Genomic DNA, 16286 nt, shown 5'->3' with positions numbered 1-16286 from the left:
CCGCCGCTCAGCCGATCTTGCAGCCCCAGAAGGACGTGTGATCGGCCGCGAAGTAGCCATCCGCGACCCGGAAATACCCCTGCAGCTCGACGGTATCGCCCGCGGTCAGCGGCACCATGGTCTGCAGCCAGATCGCGGTGGCGAGCGAGACATGGGTGGCGGAGATTTCGCCGAAGGAGCCGCGGATTTCCGTGGCGCCGTTCAGCACGAGCCGTCCGCGCATACGCGCCGTTGCGCTGGTGTTGATCTTGTAGAGCAGCGTCGCGCCAAGGAGGTAGGTGCCGTCGACGGGTGCCACGAAATGGTTGTTCGCGGCATCGAAGGCTGCCTGATCGTTGGTGTCGGTGTTGTTGAGACCGATCTTCGTCCAGGCACCGACGCCGACATAGTTGTCGTAGTTCGTGTACGCCTTGAAGCGCGGCAGCCGGGGCTGGTCGACGATGCCGGTGCCGTTGTCGACGCTCAGCCCGTCGAAGAAGGTGCTGCCATCGGCCGAAACCGAGAGGCGGAACCGGTCGGAGCCGAACAGGCCGACCAGCGCCTTGGTGACGAAGTTGGTCTGGAGTGTCAGCCCGAGATCGTCGCCCGCCGCCTCCTTGTTCATGGTGTAGAACAGATCGCCGGTGCCGCCCTCCGCCACGGTCTTCGCCGTCCAGAGCGCGGCGTTCAGCTTGGCCGAGAACGGGTTCGAGGCGTCGGCCGTGGTGCCGACGCCGAGCAGCGCGATGTTCTGCAGCGCGGCCGGTGTGGTTCCGACCCAGCCCGCGCCATCGTAGACCAGCAGCAGGCTCTCGTCCTCGACCCAAGCCCGCCAGCCGGTCCGGGGCGGCAGGCGCAGCCAGGCGCCGTCCGTCCAGAGCGCCACGTTCAGGTCCCAGCCCGTCCAGTCGCCGGTAGCACCGGAGCCGACGATGTAACGGTCGCCATCAGTGGGGCTGGCGGGCGGCGCTGTCAGATCGCGGTCGAGCACGGAAAGCTGGACGAGCCCGTCGAGGATCCGCAGCGCCTCGTTGTGGGTGACGTGCTTCTGGGCCTGCGCCGCGAGGATGTAGGGCAGCAGGAGATGGGTCGTGGCGTCGGACATGGGATCGCCTTCAGAACAGGAGCGTGACGGTCTTGGGCGCGCCCCGTCCTACAAGGGCGGAGAGCTGGAAGATGCGGATGTCGAGCGTGTCGCCGGACCCGAGCGGCGCGCCCCGGTCGGCGGTCTGCTGGGCGGCGGTGTAGACGGCGCTGGGGGTGGCGGTGCTCAGCAGCCGCTTTACCGTTGCACCGTCGAGGATTTCGACCTCGTAGGCTTCCAGTTCCTCCGCCATCGGCACTTCCAGCCCGCCCCAGCTGTCGGCCGAGAGCGCGCGGGACCGGCGGGTCCAGCGGATCGTCAGATCGCCGGGCGTGCGAGGCCTGCGCCATGGCTGCTCGACATGGGCGACCGAGAACGGCCGCAGTCCGACGCCCTCGGGCGTGAAGGCATGAGCGACGTAGGTCTCGTCGCTGACCGGGCGGCTGGCCGGGCCGATGCGCCAGTTCCACGGCAGCCCGAGATCAGCTTCGGCGATTGGTAGCGTTGCGAGGCTGTCGTCGAGCACCACGACCCGCGCGCCCGCCGGCGCGGGGTTGCCCATGGCATCCTCCGTACCCCGCTGACCGCGCAGGAGCCGGGTGAGCCGATACCGACCAGGTGCCAGCAGCTCGGCCGCGCCCGCCTGCACGATCTCCCAAGTGCCGGGCGCGCTCTCGATAGCGAGCGCGTTGGCGCCGCCGAACAGGGTCAGGTCGGTGACGCTCTCCATCGTGCCGGTCAGAAGATCGACCACCAGCGCATTGCCGAGGTCGGAGCGCGAGGTCGGCCCCGCAAAGAAGTCCGAGACCAGCGCGCCGATCCGGGCGCGGGACTGAGCCGTTGTCAGCAGCTCGAACCCGTCGGTCGAGGGGCTGCGATAAACCGCCATCTCGCCGGGCCACGGCACGGCATGCGCCGCTGCGAAGGGACGATGCGCGGGCTGATCCTCGGTCAGCTGCGGCAGGTCCATCAGCACCGCATCCGGCGCGCCGAATACTATGGCCCGGGTGAGCGACGCCGCGCGCGGGTCGCCGGGCGGCAGATCGTAGGTCGCCCGGTCCTGGCGCACCGCCTCGATGCCGCGCGCCTCGGCGTCGGCGATGGAGACGAGCCGCAGATCGACCAGCCGCCCGTCATGCTTTAGCCGGATCGCGTCGGCCGGATCGAGCGCCAGGCGCGAGGGCGGCAATCGGAATGCCGCCGTCTCGCGCCCCACCCACGCCTCCATCAACGCGCGGCGGCAGCGCCGCTCGGCTTCCTCGGGCGGTACCGCCATCGGAAAGCTCTCGGACGCGATGCGCGTGGTGTCCACGGTGATGCGCCGCGCCTCGACGAGGGCCGCGTCGTAATCCTCGTCGGCGCGCGCGACCTGCCATTTCAGCGCCTGCGGCAGTTCGGTCTCCTGGCCACGGGTCAGTTCCAGCACGTCGCCTTCGCGGGCGGCGACCAGATCGTCGGGCGCGAGGGTGGCGACAAACGCCCGGCCGCGCATGACGAAGCGGATCACGCCCTCGGTCTCGACGGCGTCGAAGCCGAAGTGGCGCGACAGCGTGGTGATCGAGGCACGCGGACTTTCGAGCGCCGTGATGGCGTAGCCCTCCACCGCGCCCCAGAGGCCGGTGACGTCGATCCTCGCCTCGGGCAGGCCCGCCTGCAGGCAGAGGTGCCGCACGAGGGCCGCCAGCGACACCGCGCCGAGCCGCCCCGTCAGCCAGTGGCCGAGCCGCCAGTTCGCGCCGTCCGTCCAGACGCCGGTCAGCGCGGGGAAGAACGGATAGGGCCGCGCATCCCAGGTCCATGCGGCGCATTCGGGGACGTGCACCATCCGGCCGCCATAGACCGAGGACAGCGGATTGTTCGCAGCCTCGCCCCACCAGAGGTACGTCGCCTCGAGATAGGCGCGTTGGATCGCGTCATCGCGCCAGCCTCGCGAGAAATGCGGCGTGAAGCTCTCCGAGGACTTGGGATCGAAGAAGACGTTGGGCTGGTTCGTGCCCCGGTCGATGGCGGGACAGCCGAGCTCGGTGAACCAGATCGGCTTGGACTGCGGCGCCCACGCCGTCGGCGTCCCGCTCTCCACCCAGCCCGGGCGGTCGTAATGCGGGTTCGACCACCAGGCTTGCAGATCCTTGTAGCGGAACACCCACGGCTTGGCCGCGGCGCCATCGGTGATCGGGGTGCGGACCTGCGCGGTGCGATCCGCCGCGCTGGCATAGAACCAGTCGAAACCTTCGCCGCCCGCGATGTTCGCCTGCAGGTAGGCGCGGTCGTAGATCGCGGGCCAGCCCTCGGCCGCATCCGCGTGTTCGAACCCGTCGCGCCAGTCCGACAGCGGCATGTAGTTGTCGATGCCGACGAAATCGATCTCCGGATCAGCCCAGAGCGGATCGAGATGGAAGAACACATCGCCGCTGCCGTCGCCGGGCTGGTGCCCGAAGTATTCCGACCAGTCGGCGGCGTAGCCGATCTTCGTGCTGGCACCGAGGATCGAGCGCGCATCCGCGAGCAGGTCCCGATACGCCTGCACGGCCGGATATGTGGCCGCGCCCGACCGGATCGTCGTCAGCCCCGGCATCTCGGTGCCGATGAGGAAGGCATCTACCCCGCCCGACGCCGCGCAGAGATGGGCGTAGTGCAGCACCATCCGGCGCAGGCCCCACTCGCCGGGCGCGCCGGTCCACAAAACTGACTGGCCGGAGACGCTGAAGCTCGCTGGCGTCGCCGCGCCGAACAGCGACGCGACCTGGCTTGCGGCCGTCGCCGTCTTGTCCACGGTCCCGGCGAACCCCGCCGCCGGAGAACAGGTGATCCGCCCCCGCCACGGGAACGCAGGCTGCCCCGTCTCCGCGGCGTTGTCGGAATACGGGTTCGGCAGCGTGTTGCCGGGCGGCACGTCCATCAGGATGAACGGATAGAAGGTTACCCGCAGCCCGCGGGTCTTCATCTCCTGGATCGCCTGCACCACCGCGAAGTCGGACGGCGTGCCGCCATAGACCGGGCGGTCCTGGTCGTCGCGGCTGACGAGGAAGGCATTGGCGCGGCTGACGCCATTGACCGACCAGCTGGTCGGCGTCGTCGACTTCGCCGACACCTCGACGCCCGGCCGCACCTTGCAGGATCCCGCGCGCAGGTCGTCGCCGAACCACGCGACGACGAGGCTGACGCTCTCGACCGCAGGCGCCATGGCCTGCAGCCGGTTCAGCGCCTCGACCATGTCGGTGGAGTCGGCCCGCGCGTTCAGGTTCTCGGGCACCGTCGCGCCGCCATCGGTCTTGCGGATCGCCTGCGTGGCGTAGGTAAACTCGCCCGAGGCCGGGATCATGGTGACGGCGCGTGTCAGCCCCTCGGCGGTGTCGGGATCGGCGAGCGGCCGGAATACCTCGAACGAGAGCTGCGGCAGGCGGTTGCCGTAGGTCGAGAGGGCGAGTTCCTCGAAGACCACATAGGCCGTGCCGCGATAGGCAGGCGTGCTGGCCGCGCCCATCCTCGCGGCGATGAACGGATCGGCGGTCTGCGCCTCGTCGCCCGGATACCAGCGCCAGGTGACGCCGGAGAGGTCCATCGGCTTGCCGTCGGCCCAGATGCGGCCGATCCCGGTGATCGGGCCTTCGCAAAGCGCGACGGCGAAGGAGGCGTAGTAGAGATACTCGGTGGTCTTGACCTTGCCGCCTCCGCCGCCCTTGCCGCCGCCCTGCGTGGTGGTCTTCGTCTCCTCACGGAAATCCGTCGCCCAGATGATGTTGCCGCCCATCCGCATCCGTCCGTAGAGCCGCGGGATGACGGCGCCTTCGGTGGCGGAGGTGATGCGCAGCGTGTCGAGACGCGCGCCCTCGATGCGCTGCGTGGGCGCCAGCGACGAGATGATCCAGCTGTCGACGACCGAGCCGATGCTGGAGCCGATGAAGCCGCCGATGGTCGCAGCGCTCACGCCGAGGATCGCGCCGCCGATCGAACCGCCAATGGCGGCGCCGGCCGCGCCGAGAACGAGGGTGGCCATGTGGGGGTCTCAGCGTTGCGGGAACAGGAAGGCGAAGGCGATGCGCCGCCGCCAGGATGGGCTAAGCGGTTCCTCGATCACGCCGAGCCGCTCGTAGGCGTGGAGGAAGGCGCCGGGCCCGGTCAGGATCCCGACATGCTTGGCGATGGCGCGGGGCTTCATGCGGAACAGCACCAGCGCGCCGGGACCGGCTGCCGCGAGTTCCACTTCGATCATCATGCGCCGCGCGCCGTCGGCCAGAACTTCGCGCGGGCCTGTCTCACCCCAGTCGCGGCTGTAGGGCGGGATCGGGAACGGCTCGGGGCCGACGACATCGCGCCAGACGCCCCGCGCGAGCCCGAGGCAGTCGCAGCCGACGCCGCGCAGGCTGGCCTGATCATGATACGGAGTGCCGAGCCAGGCCCGCGCGATGGCAATGACGCGCGCGGGGTCGGTCAATGCGAGGGGTTGCGTCACAGCACGCCTCCCTCGTGGCCGCCATCCTTGGTGGCATAGCGGAGGACGGCATCCTGCCCGGGGATATGCGGGAAGCCGCGGAAGTTGGCGATGTTCGCGAACTTGGCCCCGCAGGTCTCCATGCGCTTGTCGCAGCCCGCGCGGATGGTGAAGGCGTCGCCCTCGGCGATCGCGAGCACAGGCGCTTCGAGCAGGGTCAGCACAGCGATGCCGTCCGTTACGTCATGGCTCAAAACCTCGGTGCGCCGCCCCGCGTTCGCGCCGCTCGTCCAGTCCAGCGTGCCGAAGGTGAACCAGCCGGATATGAACCCGCCGAGCCCGGAGGCGGTAAAGGCGCGGTCGCGCAGAAGATCGATCACAGCGCCCGTGCCCTTGAAGGCCGGATTTTCGAGATCGACGCCGCAGCGCGCGTCGCCGAGCGCGGCATCGCAGGTCGCCTGGAACGTCCGCCCGACCGTCTGGCCCAGCACATGCGCCAGCGAGCGCACCTCGGCGACGAAGGCAAGCCGCCCGCGCCGGATCTGGCCGATGGCGCCCCGGCGCATCAGAACCCGCTGACCCGTGTCGGCCCAGTTCACCCGCCAGACCTCGACTTGCGCCGCGTCCCAGCGGCCGTCGAGGATGTCGGTCTCGGTGATCCGGTCGGAGGTCAGCACGCCTTCCGCGTCCTGCGCATCGACCGACAGGTCCGATCCCGAGCGGACCTCTGAGGCGGTCAGCCCGCTCTCGGGCTCGAAGTCAGTGCCATCGAAGGTCAGCGTCCGGTCATGGTCGGCGAAGCCGAACGTGACGCCGTCGGCGCGGGCGATCCGCCAGCACCAGGCGAGCGTCGTCGTGCCCTCGTCGAGATGGGCCTGCAGGTCAGGGTCGAGGGTCTTCATCGGCGCAGTTCCAGAAGCGGAATGGAAGTGATCGAGCCGAGCCGCTCGAGGTCGAGCGTCACGTCGAGCACGTCGGTGTCGAAGCGGACCGGCACGTCGAACTCGAAGCCTGCGGTGATCGCGACGCCGGAACCTGGGGCGGCGGAGAAGGTGACGACGCCGGTGGCGGTGTCGACCGACCAGCCGGAGGGCTGCTCGACGCCCGACAGCGCGATACGCACGCTGCCCGCCACCGGCTTCGCGATGGCGCGCGTCCACGATTGCGCGCCCGAGGCGTAGCGCTTCACCAGATGGAAAGCGGTCGTCGCGCCATCGCCGGTGCCGATCGCCTGGTCGGTGGGCGACGGCATGCCCGAGGGCAGGCAGGACTTGTGGTCACCCCAGTCCTTGAAGCGGAAACCGTGGAGACGCCCGTTCCTTGCTTCGAAGAAGGCGATCACGGCCGCCAGATCGTCGGCGCGGCGAATGCCGTAAGCGACGTCGTAGCGGCGGCGCGAATTGGCCCAGCTCGCGTTGCGCTCCTCGTCGCCCGAGGCGAGCTCGACGATCTGGGTGCGCCGTTCCGGCCCGCCGCGCGCGCCGCGGCTGATGTCGTCCGGAAACCGGACCTCGTGGAACGCCATCACATGCCCCTCCGCCCGAGCGATACGGCGCGGGCGATGTCGGCCGCGACCTGCGTGCGCGACTGCCGGAAGCTCTCGGCGTCACGGGCCATGATGGTGACGTTGACGCCACCGGTTGCGCCGTAGGTCTGTGCCTCACGCCGCGACAGCACGCGCTCGCCGCGCTGCAGGATCGCGGGCACCTCGTCATGGCGAAGCCCGGCCATGCCGCCAGAATGCATTCGGGGGGCAGCGGCGAAGGCCATGGCCGGAACCATGCGCGAGGGTCCGGCCGACCCGACCATCCCGCCCGCATGCAGGAAGTTGGCGTAGGTGAGCGGGGACCGTGGCCCCAGTGGGGCCGCGTAAGCCCCGCGAACGCCCGCCCCGGAGAACACGCCGGAGAGCGCATTGGCGATCGGCCCGAGGATGAACCGCCGCGCCGCGAGCTGGGCGAGATCGGCGAGCAGCGAGGTGACGAGGTCGCGGAAGTTCAGCTTGCCGGTCTTCACGAACTGGCCCACCGCGTTCTCGGCCGACTGGAAGGCGCCGAGGAGGCTCTGGCCGATGTCGCCACCAATCTCGCGCGCCTTGCTGGCGTAATCCGACAGCGCTGCCGTGACCGCCTGCCACCCGGTGACGGCGGCCTCGGTCGCGGGCTCAGCGGCAGCGGCGGCGGCTCCGGCCGCCGCACCAGCACCCGTGGCGGCGCGTCCGGCTTCACCAAGCGCCGTCTCCAGCCGTTCGGCCGCGCCGGTGGCCTCGGTCAGCACATCGGCACTGGCCTCGTCGGCACCGCGCACCGCGTCGCGCAGCGCCTGCCAGCTTTCGAGGGGCGCACGGGCCCCTTCCGCCAGATCGCGCGCGGCGCCGCGGTAGACATTCGCGGACTCGAGCGCGCGGGCGGCCGCCTCGGTCAGCCCGAGATCGGGCGCGGTGAGCGGGTTGTCCTCGAAGGCCCGGTCGAAGGCCGCCTGTGCCGCCGTGGTGGCGGCACTGGCCGCCCCTTCGAAGCGGTTCTCGATCTCGCCGAGGTCGAGGTCGGGCACCAGCGAGATGCGCCGCTCCGACCCGAGCGCTTCCAGCCCCTGGTTGATGCCGCCAATGAAGCCGTTGATGCGCGAGACCACGCCGTTCAGCATCGCCTCGACGCCGTCGACCAGGCTGTTGGCCGCCTGGAACGCCAGATCGCCGATGGCGGCGGGCAGCAGGCCCCAGATCGCCTTGATCGCCTCATAGGCGCCCTCGAAGGTGTTCGCGGCCGTGTTGCCAAAACCGACAACGCTCTCGATTGCGCTCTGCATCCCGGAGGCGGCATCGGCCTTCAGGTCGAAGAACATCGCTGTGGCGGCCGCGCCCGCCGCCGCCGCGCCCATCCTGATCCGCTCCCAGACCTCGACGGCGAGGTCCTTCAGGAGCGACATCGCCTCGCCGAAGCCGCCCGCACCGGAGACGAGGCGGGTGAACTGGTAGACGAGCTCGCCCGCGCCGACGATCAGCGCCCCGATGCCGGTGCGGATCAGCGCCCCGCGCAGGACGACCAGCGCCGTGGCGAGACCGCGCACGGAGAGCGCTGCAACCGCCATTCCGGCGACCCAGCGGCCCGCGAGGAAGGCCGCGAAAGTCGCAGCATAGGTGGTCAGGCGGCCGATGTTGTCGAAGAGCCCGCGGATCGCGATGCCGAGCGGGCCGGTGCGGCTGGCGACCGCCGCCATGGCGTTGGCGACGGCTTCCAGCGCGGGGGCTGCGGCAACGGCCAACTGGTTCGACAGCCCGCGCCAGATCAGCCCGAGCCTTGAGATGGCGTCGTTCGTGCGCTCGATCTGGTCGGCGTCCTGCTCCAAGACCACGACTCCGAAAGCGAGAACATCCTCCGTCGCCTGCCGCAGCGTCGCGGTGTCGATCCGGCTCATCGCGATGGAGCCTTCTTCGCCGAAGAGCTGGCCCGCGACCGCCGCGCGTTCGGCGGCAGGCACGAAGCTCTCGATGGCGGCGTTGATCGCGCCCACGCGCTGATCCAGCGGCAGGGCGATCAGCTCGTTCGCGGACAGCCCCAGCCGGTCCAGCGCATCGGCGGCAGGGCCGGTCCCGGCGGCTGCCTGGCTGAGACGGCGGGTCAGATCTTTCGTCGCCTGCTCGATGCCGGACATGGACACGCCCGCCAGCTCACCCGCGCGCTCCAGCGTCTGGATCGAGGCGACCGTGGTGCCGAGCGACTGCGCGAGCTTGGCCTGCGCATCAACCGTCTGCAGACCGGACCGGATCATTGCCACGCCAGCGGCGGCAGCGGCTGCCACGGCAGCAGCGGCTGCCACAGCGACACGGCGCGAAAACGCCGCCAGCCGGGCGTTCGCCGCTTCCATCTCCCGGCTCAGCCGTCCGAAGCCACGCGATCCGGCCTCGCCGACACCTTCCAGTTCGGCGCGCACCTGCCGGCCGCCCACGGCCGCGAGGCGGACGCTAACCCGTTTTTCCGCCATGGGAATGATCCATCTGTTCGTTGAGTTTGGCGCCCATCACCGCTTCGATGACGGGCAGCAGTTCGGCCATGGCGAGTGGTGAAACCCCGAGCGCATCCCCGAGCGCCAGCGCGGCTGACATGTCCCAGCCGATCACGGCGCCCGGCAGCACGCGCAGCTGGCCGCCGAGACGGCCGACGAGGTCCCAGACCTGCCAGCCCTCCGGTGTTTCCGGACGGTTCAGCCGCGCCGGGCAGTCTTCGCAGGCTTGCGGGCAGGCTTCGCAGTATCGCTCGCCCCCGCCGAAGGACCATTCGGCGAGAGCGCGGAGGCGTTTTTTTCCTGTTCCAGCAGCAGGCCCTTGGAGACGTAGGTCAGCTGGAACACCTCGAAGATCGGCCAGACGTCGAGCAGCGCGTCGATGGCCTCCGGGCTCGGGTCGATGGCATTGCCGTCCGCATCGCCGATGCCCTCCCAGGCGAGCACGGCACGCCGCGCGAGCGCTTTGGCGAAAGCGACGGCGCGTTCCTCATCGGAAGCCTCCACGGGCACCGCCTCGACGGCGGGATCGCTGCGCGTGGCCACCATCAGCGCGGTGGTCAGCGGGCGCAGCTGCGCCCGGACGCCAGGGGCGAGGTCGTGCCACCGCGGGGCGTTGGTCAGGTCGAGCGTCAGCATCAATAGGTCTCCACATCGTTCACGAGGGTTGCGGTGCACATCCGGCCGACGACGCTGTCGCGCGCCGCCTGCCAGTCGAAGGTGGCCTGGACGCCCTGCGGCCCGGAGATCTCGATCCTCGGGCGCGGCAGGTAGACGGCGTGCACGGTGAAGGTGAAGCTCTCGCCAGAGGGCAGGACGTAGGCGAACTCCATCTCGCAGGCCTCGCCGTTGATCGCTTGGCTTACCAGCGTCTGGTCGGCGAAGCGGACCTCGATCCGGCCGGTGAGCGCCGCGATGCTGGGGTCCGCGCCGTCGATGCGGCCATCGCTCCGGATCGTCTCGATCCGGTCGAGGTTGTTCGCATAGGTGATCTCGGCCGAGACCACGTTGCCGAGGGCGGTGCCATTGCGGGTGATTGCCCCGTTGAAATGGCCGAAGCGCTTCAGCTCCAGCGCGGCGGGCGTTCCGGCGCTGGTCGTCGTCCCCACCGTCTCGCCCTGTGCGACCAGCCGCGCAGTTGCCGTCAGCAGGCCGGAGCGCTGCATCTGCCAGGTGATCTGGTCGAGCACGCAGCCCGAGTACATCGCGTAGCGCGGAACCTCTGGCATTCCGGTCTCGATCGACATGCTGGGCAGCGTCCACGACCCCGACTGGAACTCGTGGGTGTAGGGCGCTTCCGCACCCGTGGTCGTGGGCGTGCCGAAGGCCGCCTTCAGCCAGAAACCGAAGGCTTCGGCGTCGAGCGGCACGACGACATCGCCATCCGCCGTCACCGCGTCCTTGATCGGCGCCAGCGGATCGCGGCCGTACCCGAGAAGCTCCGAGTTCAACAGCGGCTGCTCCGCGCCAAGCGAGGTGCTGGCGAAGGGCATGCGGGTGAAGCCGCCTGCGGGCGGCGTGCCATAGACGGTCTCGAACGCAAGCGCCATCTGCGCCCGCGCCCCCTGGGCTCGTGCCATGGTGTTCTCCTGTTGTCGTTTGGGTCAGGCCAGCGGGTCGGCCGTGGAATAGTGCAGCACGACCGGGATGACGGCCGCCTTCAGGCTCGCCGCGCCCTCGACTGGCAGATCGACCGGGCGCGGCGCTTCCGCCTCGACCCAGTCGCAGAGCCCGCCCAGAGTTCGGTCCGCGGCGAGCGCCGTGCCGATGCTCGCGCAGAGGGTATCAAAGACGGCGTCACGGTCCGCGCCCTGCACGACCGCCTCGACTTCGGCACGGTGCTGGTAGTGGTAGCGCAGCGGCGACAGCGTCACCTCCGGCTCCCCCGGCTCGCCGTCACGGAGGATCAGCAGGCCATTGGCCGGCACGCGCTCGGGCAGCACCTCGCCGCGAAGGGCGGTGGCGGGCAGCGCCGAGAGCCGCGCGTACAGCGCGGCGAGGATGGTTTCGCGATGGGTGGGCATTGGTTTTCCAAGTGAAAAGCGATGCGATGATCACGACCGCCGAATTCAGACGCCTGTTCCGACGTGCTCGGTGCGCAAGATCAGCGAAGCAGATCACGATAGGGGCAAACGTCATCCTCGAATGGCACGTGGCGCTGCCGGAACTTCAGGCTCTCGACAGGTTCCGGGTGGCTAATTCTGTCCATCCGGAAATGCCGGAAACCCTCGCGTGCCGGATCCCATGCCACAAGGTACCAGAGCGGTGGCAGGATCAGCATGGCTTGCGGCTCGATCTGCCGTTCAGTCACGACCCCCTTCGCGTCACGGTAGCGGAACTTCAAGTGGATGCGCTGCAGGAACGCCGTCTCGAACGCCGACAGCAATCCAGGATCCATCTTTCCCATATCTGACAGGTCCTGAAGCGGTGAGAGCTTGCCCACATGAAGGCAGTCCAGAAACCGACGCAGGTCGCGCAGCTTCTCGGGCGGAAGGGCCTTCTCGATCTTGGCAAGCCCGGAATCCGCCAGACCCGAGAATGGCAGGTTCCCGGCCGCGCGCATCGCCGCGACGCCGAGAAGAAGCGCGAAGACCTCGGTCACGGCAAGCCGCGCCGTTGTCTGGACCGAACCGGGGTCGAGGAGAAGGCCTCCGCCGCGCCCCGGCTCGGAATGGATGACGAAACCTTCGTCGCGCAGCGCACCGATGTCGCGCAGGATCGTCCGCCTCGAGGCCCCGACCTCTTCGGCGAGTTCATCGACGGTGGTCATCCCGTTGCGGCGAAGGCTGCGGACGATGGCGTCATGGCGGGCGCGAATGTTCATGTCGCCACTGTAGCATCTTTGGTGCCAGAATTTGGCACCAATTCAGTTCAGGAGGATCAGGAAACAGTCAGCATGGAGACACCGACAATGCAACGCACCGCTGTGAACCCCTGGGATTGGTCCCTCAAGCTCGGCTACAATCAGGCCGAGATCATCGAAGGCACTTCGCGCCAACTGATCTGTGCGGGGCAGACTGCTGTCGACGCGGAAGGCAACCCGCAGCACGCAGGCGACATGCGCGCGCAGATCAGCCTTGCGCTCGACAATCTCGAGGCCGTCCTTGCAAAGGCGGACATGAGCCTCAGCAATGTCATTCGGCTGGTTGTCTATGCCACCGACGTCGATGAGGCGCTGAAGAATTTCGACTTGCTCGGCATGCGCTTCGGGCCGATCCAGTGCGCACCTCCGATGACCTTGCTCGGGGTGACGCGGCTCGCGATTCCGGGCCTGCTGTTCGAGATCGAAGCCACCGCTGCTGCATAAGGCGGGGCTGAGTTTGAAGCGGTCGGGCGGCATCGAAGTCGTCTGACCGTCTCGCTTGCCAACCAATCAAGCCAACCGCCCCTCCACCCAGTTAGCCACGATCAGCCCCGGCACGCTGTCCAATGCCCGGTCTGCATCCCGCGCCAGATCCAGCCGCTTCGGCAGTTTCACCTGCGGCACGAGCAGGAAGATTGGCGCGGTGACCTTGCCGCGCCCGGTCTTCGAGCGCGACACCACCGCCTGGCCCTTCGTGTTCAGCCGGCTCTCCGCCACTAGCAGGCTCGGCCCCGTGCGGCGATAGACGAAACGCAGGCGCAGGCCGCGGCGGCGCTCCCATTCGCCGGGGGTGATCCGGCCGCCGCGCAGGGACTTGCCCGCAGTAGGCAGCGGGATCGCCAGCCAGAACCCGTCTTTGGAGCGGATCAGCGGCCCCGTGTCATGCGCACCGACGATGACCGGAGCCTTCGACCAGACCAGCGCCGCGGCATCAGGGCTTTCGCCCGACCTCGGGAAGTTCTGGCTGCGGATCGAGTTGGCGAGCCGGGTCCCGAGACCCGCGCCGGTGATCTGCAATCGCCACGCGGTCTTCAGCCCCGTCCCGGCCTCGCGCATGGCGGCGGTCACCGCGCGTTCGCCCGCCGCGACCTCGGCCGCCATCATCGCGACGATGTCGGGATCGATGTCGAGCTTCAGTTTCACGCGGGCCTCAGATCGACGGTCCAGACCAGCCGCTCGCGGTCACGAACGGGCTCGCCCTGGATGAGGAAGGCGTCCCCGTCGATCTCGATGCGGTCGCCCGCGCGCGGGTTCGTCACCTCAGCGACGCGCAGGTCGACCCGGGTGGTCTCGGACCAGAGACGCGCGTCGCCGAAGTCGGAGACGACATCCGCACGCCGGGCGACGACGCGCACCAGGACGGGCGCGCCGCCATCGGCGATGTAGATCGCGTCTCGGCCGATGTTGGGATCCGCGAAGAGCGCGCCCACTGCGGCGGCGAAGGCGCTCATCAGAACGTCGCGTTCAGGCGCACCCGGCCGATGGTGTCGCCCGCACCGCTCGCCACCGCCTCGACGGCCGCGCCGATGAGGGTGTTGTCGGTCGCGACGGTCGTGGTGCGCTTGTTGGTGTCGTCCCAATAGACCTTGGCGCCAACCGTCCACGCCTGGGAGCCGACCTTGGTGATGTCGAACACGCCGACGAGCGCGGTCTCGACGGGCTCGCCAATGGCGGCGGCACCCGCGGCGATGCCGAAGATGGAGCCGACGAGCAGGCCATCGCCGGAGGCGACGGCATAGGGCGCGGTCAGGGTGATGGTGTTGCCGGGCTGGACGTAGGTTTTCATGATGGGGATCCTCGTGGAAAGACGAAGGGCGGCCCGTCAGGACTGCCCGTGTGTCAGGGTTCAGGAAGCGCGCCTTACGCGCCCGGGTTCTTGTAGAGGCCGCGCCAGTCGATGGCCTTGGCTCCGAAGTCGAGGCGGCACTTGATCTCGACCCCGTCGACGTCGAAGCCGTTGCGCGTCTCGATATAGGCGCCCTGCTGGCCCTCGAGATAGGCGTATTCGATGGTGTCGATCTGGTTCGGGCTAGCCGCCAGATACCAGGCGGTCTCGCTGGCGGCGTCGAGCCGGGGCTCGCTGATCGGCGCGAGGGTGCGGATCGACTGCGGCACCACGCTGGAGGTCGCGGCGGGCACCAGGTTCTGCGCGACCAGCTGCTCGGCCTTCAGTTCCAGCGAGGCGGGCACGATCAGGAAGGCGGGGCGGACGTTCAGCACCGTCTTCTTGTCGAGGCCGGTCTGCTTGGCCATCGCGGCGCGGGCCGCGCCGACGCTGCCGACGTCGAGCGCCGCGCCGGTGCCGGCGAGGTTCTTGTGGGTGGTGTGGAACAGCGCGTTGCCGTCGGCCATCGCTGGGTTGGCGGTGATGATCCCCCAGACCACGTCCGACTCCAGCTGGGCGATGGAGTTGCCGTACATCGCCGGGATGCGGGTGAAGGCGTCGAGATCGTCGTTGATCAGCGTCTGACGGGTGATGGCGACCACCCGGCCATAGGTCTTGACCTTGTAGCTCTCCTTGCTCTCGCCCAGCGTGCCGCGCTTGAACTCGCCGCTTTCGCCGACCTCGAGCAGCTGCGGGGCTTCGCCGAGCTGGACGCGATGCATCGCCTTGAAGTCGGTCGCCAGCACCTGGCGACAGAACAGCATGAAGGTGCGGGGATAGGCCTCGTAGGCCTGCCGCAGCGTCTTGTTGGTGACGGCCGACAGGATCTCGGGGAAGTCCGAGGTCGAGTGCAGCGCGCGCGTCGCCACCTCGTCACGCGACAGGCCGCGCGTGTTGACCCCGGCATTGCCGAGGCTTTCGCGGGCGAGCTCCAGCAGCGTCATGCCGCGATACTGGCGCGCGGCGTCCTCGAGCTGGAACAGCGTTGGGCTGTAGCGGTGCAGCAGTGCGTTCGCCACCGCGTCACGGCGGGTGATGCACTCGTCTCGGCCGCCGAGCGGGACGGAGACATGGGGGAAGTTCCGGGTCTCGTCGGATTTCGCGGCGACCTGGTCGAGGATCAGTCGGCGGGACTCGTCGATGCTGACGCCGCGCTTGACCAGATCCTCGGCGAAGCCGCGCTCGAGGTTCAGGCGGCCTGCCAGATCGTAGATGGTCGAGACGCGGTCGCGCTCGGCCTCGCGGGCGCGGGTCGCGACGGCTTCGGTGTCGGGCGCAGCGGGGGCATCGGTATTTTGAAGCTTCGGCTGGGTGCGGGTTTCCACTGCGGCGACCTTCGGGTCGGGCGCAGCCGGTTTCGGCTCGGTCATGGGGGTGTCCTCGGTTGCGACCGGCTCGGTCGGCTGGGTGGTGGCGGGGGTTGCGGCGTCGCTCGCCGGGGTCTCGGTCTTGTCCGTCATCGGGGATGCTCCTTGCTCTGTGGGGGCGTCCCGGCGGTGAAGGACGCAGTCGTGAAGGGGATGCTGGGCGCGGAAGCCCGCGGCGGGGTCGGCGCCGACCGCGACGGCGGAGACCTCGAAGGGCGTCCAGTCCACCGCCCGCCAAAGCTCGCGGGCGGCCTCGGGCTTCGAGACCTCGAAGCGGTGGACCTGGTAGCCGATGGAGACCGCGCGGATGTGCCCGGCCTGGATGTCGCGCCAGATCGGCTCGACATCGGCGCGTTCGCTGATCCGGACCAGCGCGATGCCGCGGCCGTTCTCGATCCGGGCAGAGCCCGGCACGACCGAGCCGATCACCGCGTCGAGCGTGTCGAGCTCGTGCACCTTCAGGAACGGCGCGCCCGCGTTCAGCCGGTCGAGCCGGACATGGGCGGGATCGAGGCTCAGCTCCTCGTCGTAGGGCTCCCCGAAGAATGTCGCGCGCCGGACGCGGGCCCCGGCCGACCAGACCACCTCGACGGTGCGGGTGTCGGCATCGGCGGTGTTCGGCGCAAGCTCCGCCGACCGGCGCATGGCCGGCAGTTCGATCATCGTGTCCATGA

General features: G+C 69.4%; 16 protein-coding genes. 1 reads left to right on the top strand and 15 read right to left on the bottom strand.

The window, feature by feature from the left end; all coding sequences use genetic code 11:
* Nucleotides 1-7 precede the first annotated feature (7 nt).
* The 11 genes from M3465_RS09560 to M3465_RS09510 all read right to left on the bottom strand — a co-directional run bounded on the left by M3465_RS09560 (nt 8) and on the right by M3465_RS09510 (nt 12321).
* Nucleotides 8-1084: a DUF2793 domain-containing protein gene (locus tag M3465_RS09560; RefSeq protein WP_249501492.1), complete on the bottom strand. Its 1077-nt coding sequence runs from the start codon at nt 1082-1084 to the stop codon at nt 8-10.
* Nucleotides 1085-1094: 10 nt separating this feature from the next.
* A complete protein-coding gene (locus M3465_RS09555) occupies nt 1095-5060 on the bottom strand; it encodes a baseplate multidomain protein megatron (RefSeq protein WP_249501491.1) in 3966 nt (1321 codons plus the stop codon).
* Between the two features lie 9 nt (nt 5061-5069).
* On the bottom strand, nt 5070-5516 hold the full coding sequence (locus M3465_RS09550) for an NlpC/P60 family protein (RefSeq protein WP_249501490.1): 447 nt from the start codon (nt 5514-5516) through the stop codon (nt 5070-5072).
* Nucleotides 5513-6397, bottom strand: a complete 885-nt coding sequence (locus M3465_RS09545) for a phage/gene transfer agent baseplate hub protein (RefSeq protein WP_249501489.1) — start codon at nt 6395-6397, stop codon at nt 5513-5515. The genes M3465_RS09550 and M3465_RS09545 overlap by 4 nt, the downstream gene beginning before the upstream one ends.
* Nucleotides 6394-7020 (bottom strand): DUF2460 domain-containing protein, encoded by a 627-nt coding sequence (locus M3465_RS09540; protein ID WP_249501488.1) that lies wholly within the window; start codon nt 7018-7020, stop codon nt 6394-6396. The genes M3465_RS09545 and M3465_RS09540 overlap by 4 nt, the downstream gene beginning before the upstream one ends.
* Nucleotides 7020-9479, bottom strand: coding sequence for a phage tail tape measure C-terminal domain-containing protein (locus M3465_RS09535; RefSeq protein WP_249501487.1), 2460 nt, complete (start codon nt 9477-9479; stop codon nt 7020-7022). Before M3465_RS09535 ends, M3465_RS09540 begins: the two co-directional genes overlap by 1 nt.
* A complete protein-coding gene (locus M3465_RS09530; protein ID WP_249501486.1) occupies nt 9460-9600 on the bottom strand; it encodes a DUF7697 family protein in 141 nt (46 codons plus the stop codon). Before M3465_RS09530 ends, M3465_RS09535 begins: the two co-directional genes overlap by 20 nt.
* A gap of 98 nt (nt 9601-9698) precedes the next feature.
* Nucleotides 9699-10136: a phage-derived protein YdaY family protein gene (locus tag M3465_RS09525; RefSeq protein ID WP_249501485.1), complete on the bottom strand. Its 438-nt coding sequence runs from the start codon at nt 10134-10136 to the stop codon at nt 9699-9701.
* Nucleotides 10136-11077, bottom strand: a complete 942-nt coding sequence (locus M3465_RS09520) for a phage tail tube protein (RefSeq protein WP_249501484.1) — start codon at nt 11075-11077, stop codon at nt 10136-10138. The genes M3465_RS09525 and M3465_RS09520 overlap by 1 nt, the downstream gene beginning before the upstream one ends.
* 24 nt (nt 11078-11101) lie before the next feature.
* Entirely contained in the window at nt 11102-11521 is a 420-nt protein-coding gene (locus M3465_RS09515; protein WP_249501483.1) for an acyl-CoA transferase, read from the bottom strand.
* A gap of 80 nt (nt 11522-11601) precedes the next feature.
* Nucleotides 11602-12321 carry a helix-turn-helix transcriptional regulator gene (locus M3465_RS09510; protein WP_249501482.1) on the bottom strand — a complete coding sequence of 240 codons (720 nt, stop codon included), beginning with the start codon at nt 12319-12321 and terminating at the stop codon, nt 11602-11604.
* 72 nt (nt 12322-12393) lie between these two features.
* On the opposite strand from M3465_RS09510, the gene M3465_RS09505 reads away from it, so the two are divergent.
* Complete coding sequence (locus tag M3465_RS09505) at nt 12394-12804, top strand: RidA family protein (RefSeq protein ID WP_249501481.1); 411 nt, start codon at nt 12394-12396, stop codon at nt 12802-12804.
* A 66-nt stretch (nt 12805-12870) separates the two neighbouring features.
* On the opposite strand, the gene M3465_RS09500 is transcribed toward M3465_RS09505, so the two are convergent.
* The 4 genes from M3465_RS09500 to M3465_RS09485 form a co-directional block, all read right to left on the bottom strand.
* Nucleotides 12871-13503 (bottom strand): DUF6441 family protein, encoded by a 633-nt coding sequence (locus tag M3465_RS09500; RefSeq protein WP_249501480.1) that lies wholly within the window; start codon nt 13501-13503, stop codon nt 12871-12873.
* Nucleotides 13500-13811: a head-tail joining protein gene (locus tag M3465_RS09495; protein ID WP_249501479.1), complete on the bottom strand. Its 312-nt coding sequence runs from the start codon at nt 13809-13811 to the stop codon at nt 13500-13502. The genes M3465_RS09500 and M3465_RS09495 overlap by 4 nt, the downstream gene beginning before the upstream one ends.
* Nucleotides 13811-14146: a DUF2190 family protein gene (locus tag M3465_RS09490; protein ID WP_062563543.1), complete on the bottom strand. Its 336-nt coding sequence runs from the start codon at nt 14144-14146 to the stop codon at nt 13811-13813. The genes M3465_RS09495 and M3465_RS09490 overlap by 1 nt, the downstream gene beginning before the upstream one ends.
* A 74-nt stretch (nt 14147-14220) precedes the next feature.
* Complete coding sequence (locus tag M3465_RS09485) at nt 14221-16284, bottom strand: prohead protease/major capsid protein fusion protein (RefSeq protein WP_249501478.1); 2064 nt, start codon at nt 16282-16284, stop codon at nt 14221-14223.
* Nucleotides 16285-16286: the final 2 nt, after the last annotated feature.

It is taken from the genome of Marivita sp. GX14005, assembly GCF_023370775.1.
In the GTDB taxonomy this organism is placed as follows: domain Bacteria; phylum Pseudomonadota; class Alphaproteobacteria; order Rhodobacterales; family Rhodobacteraceae; genus Marivita.
This window is presented reverse-complemented; position numbering and strand designations above follow the sequence as displayed.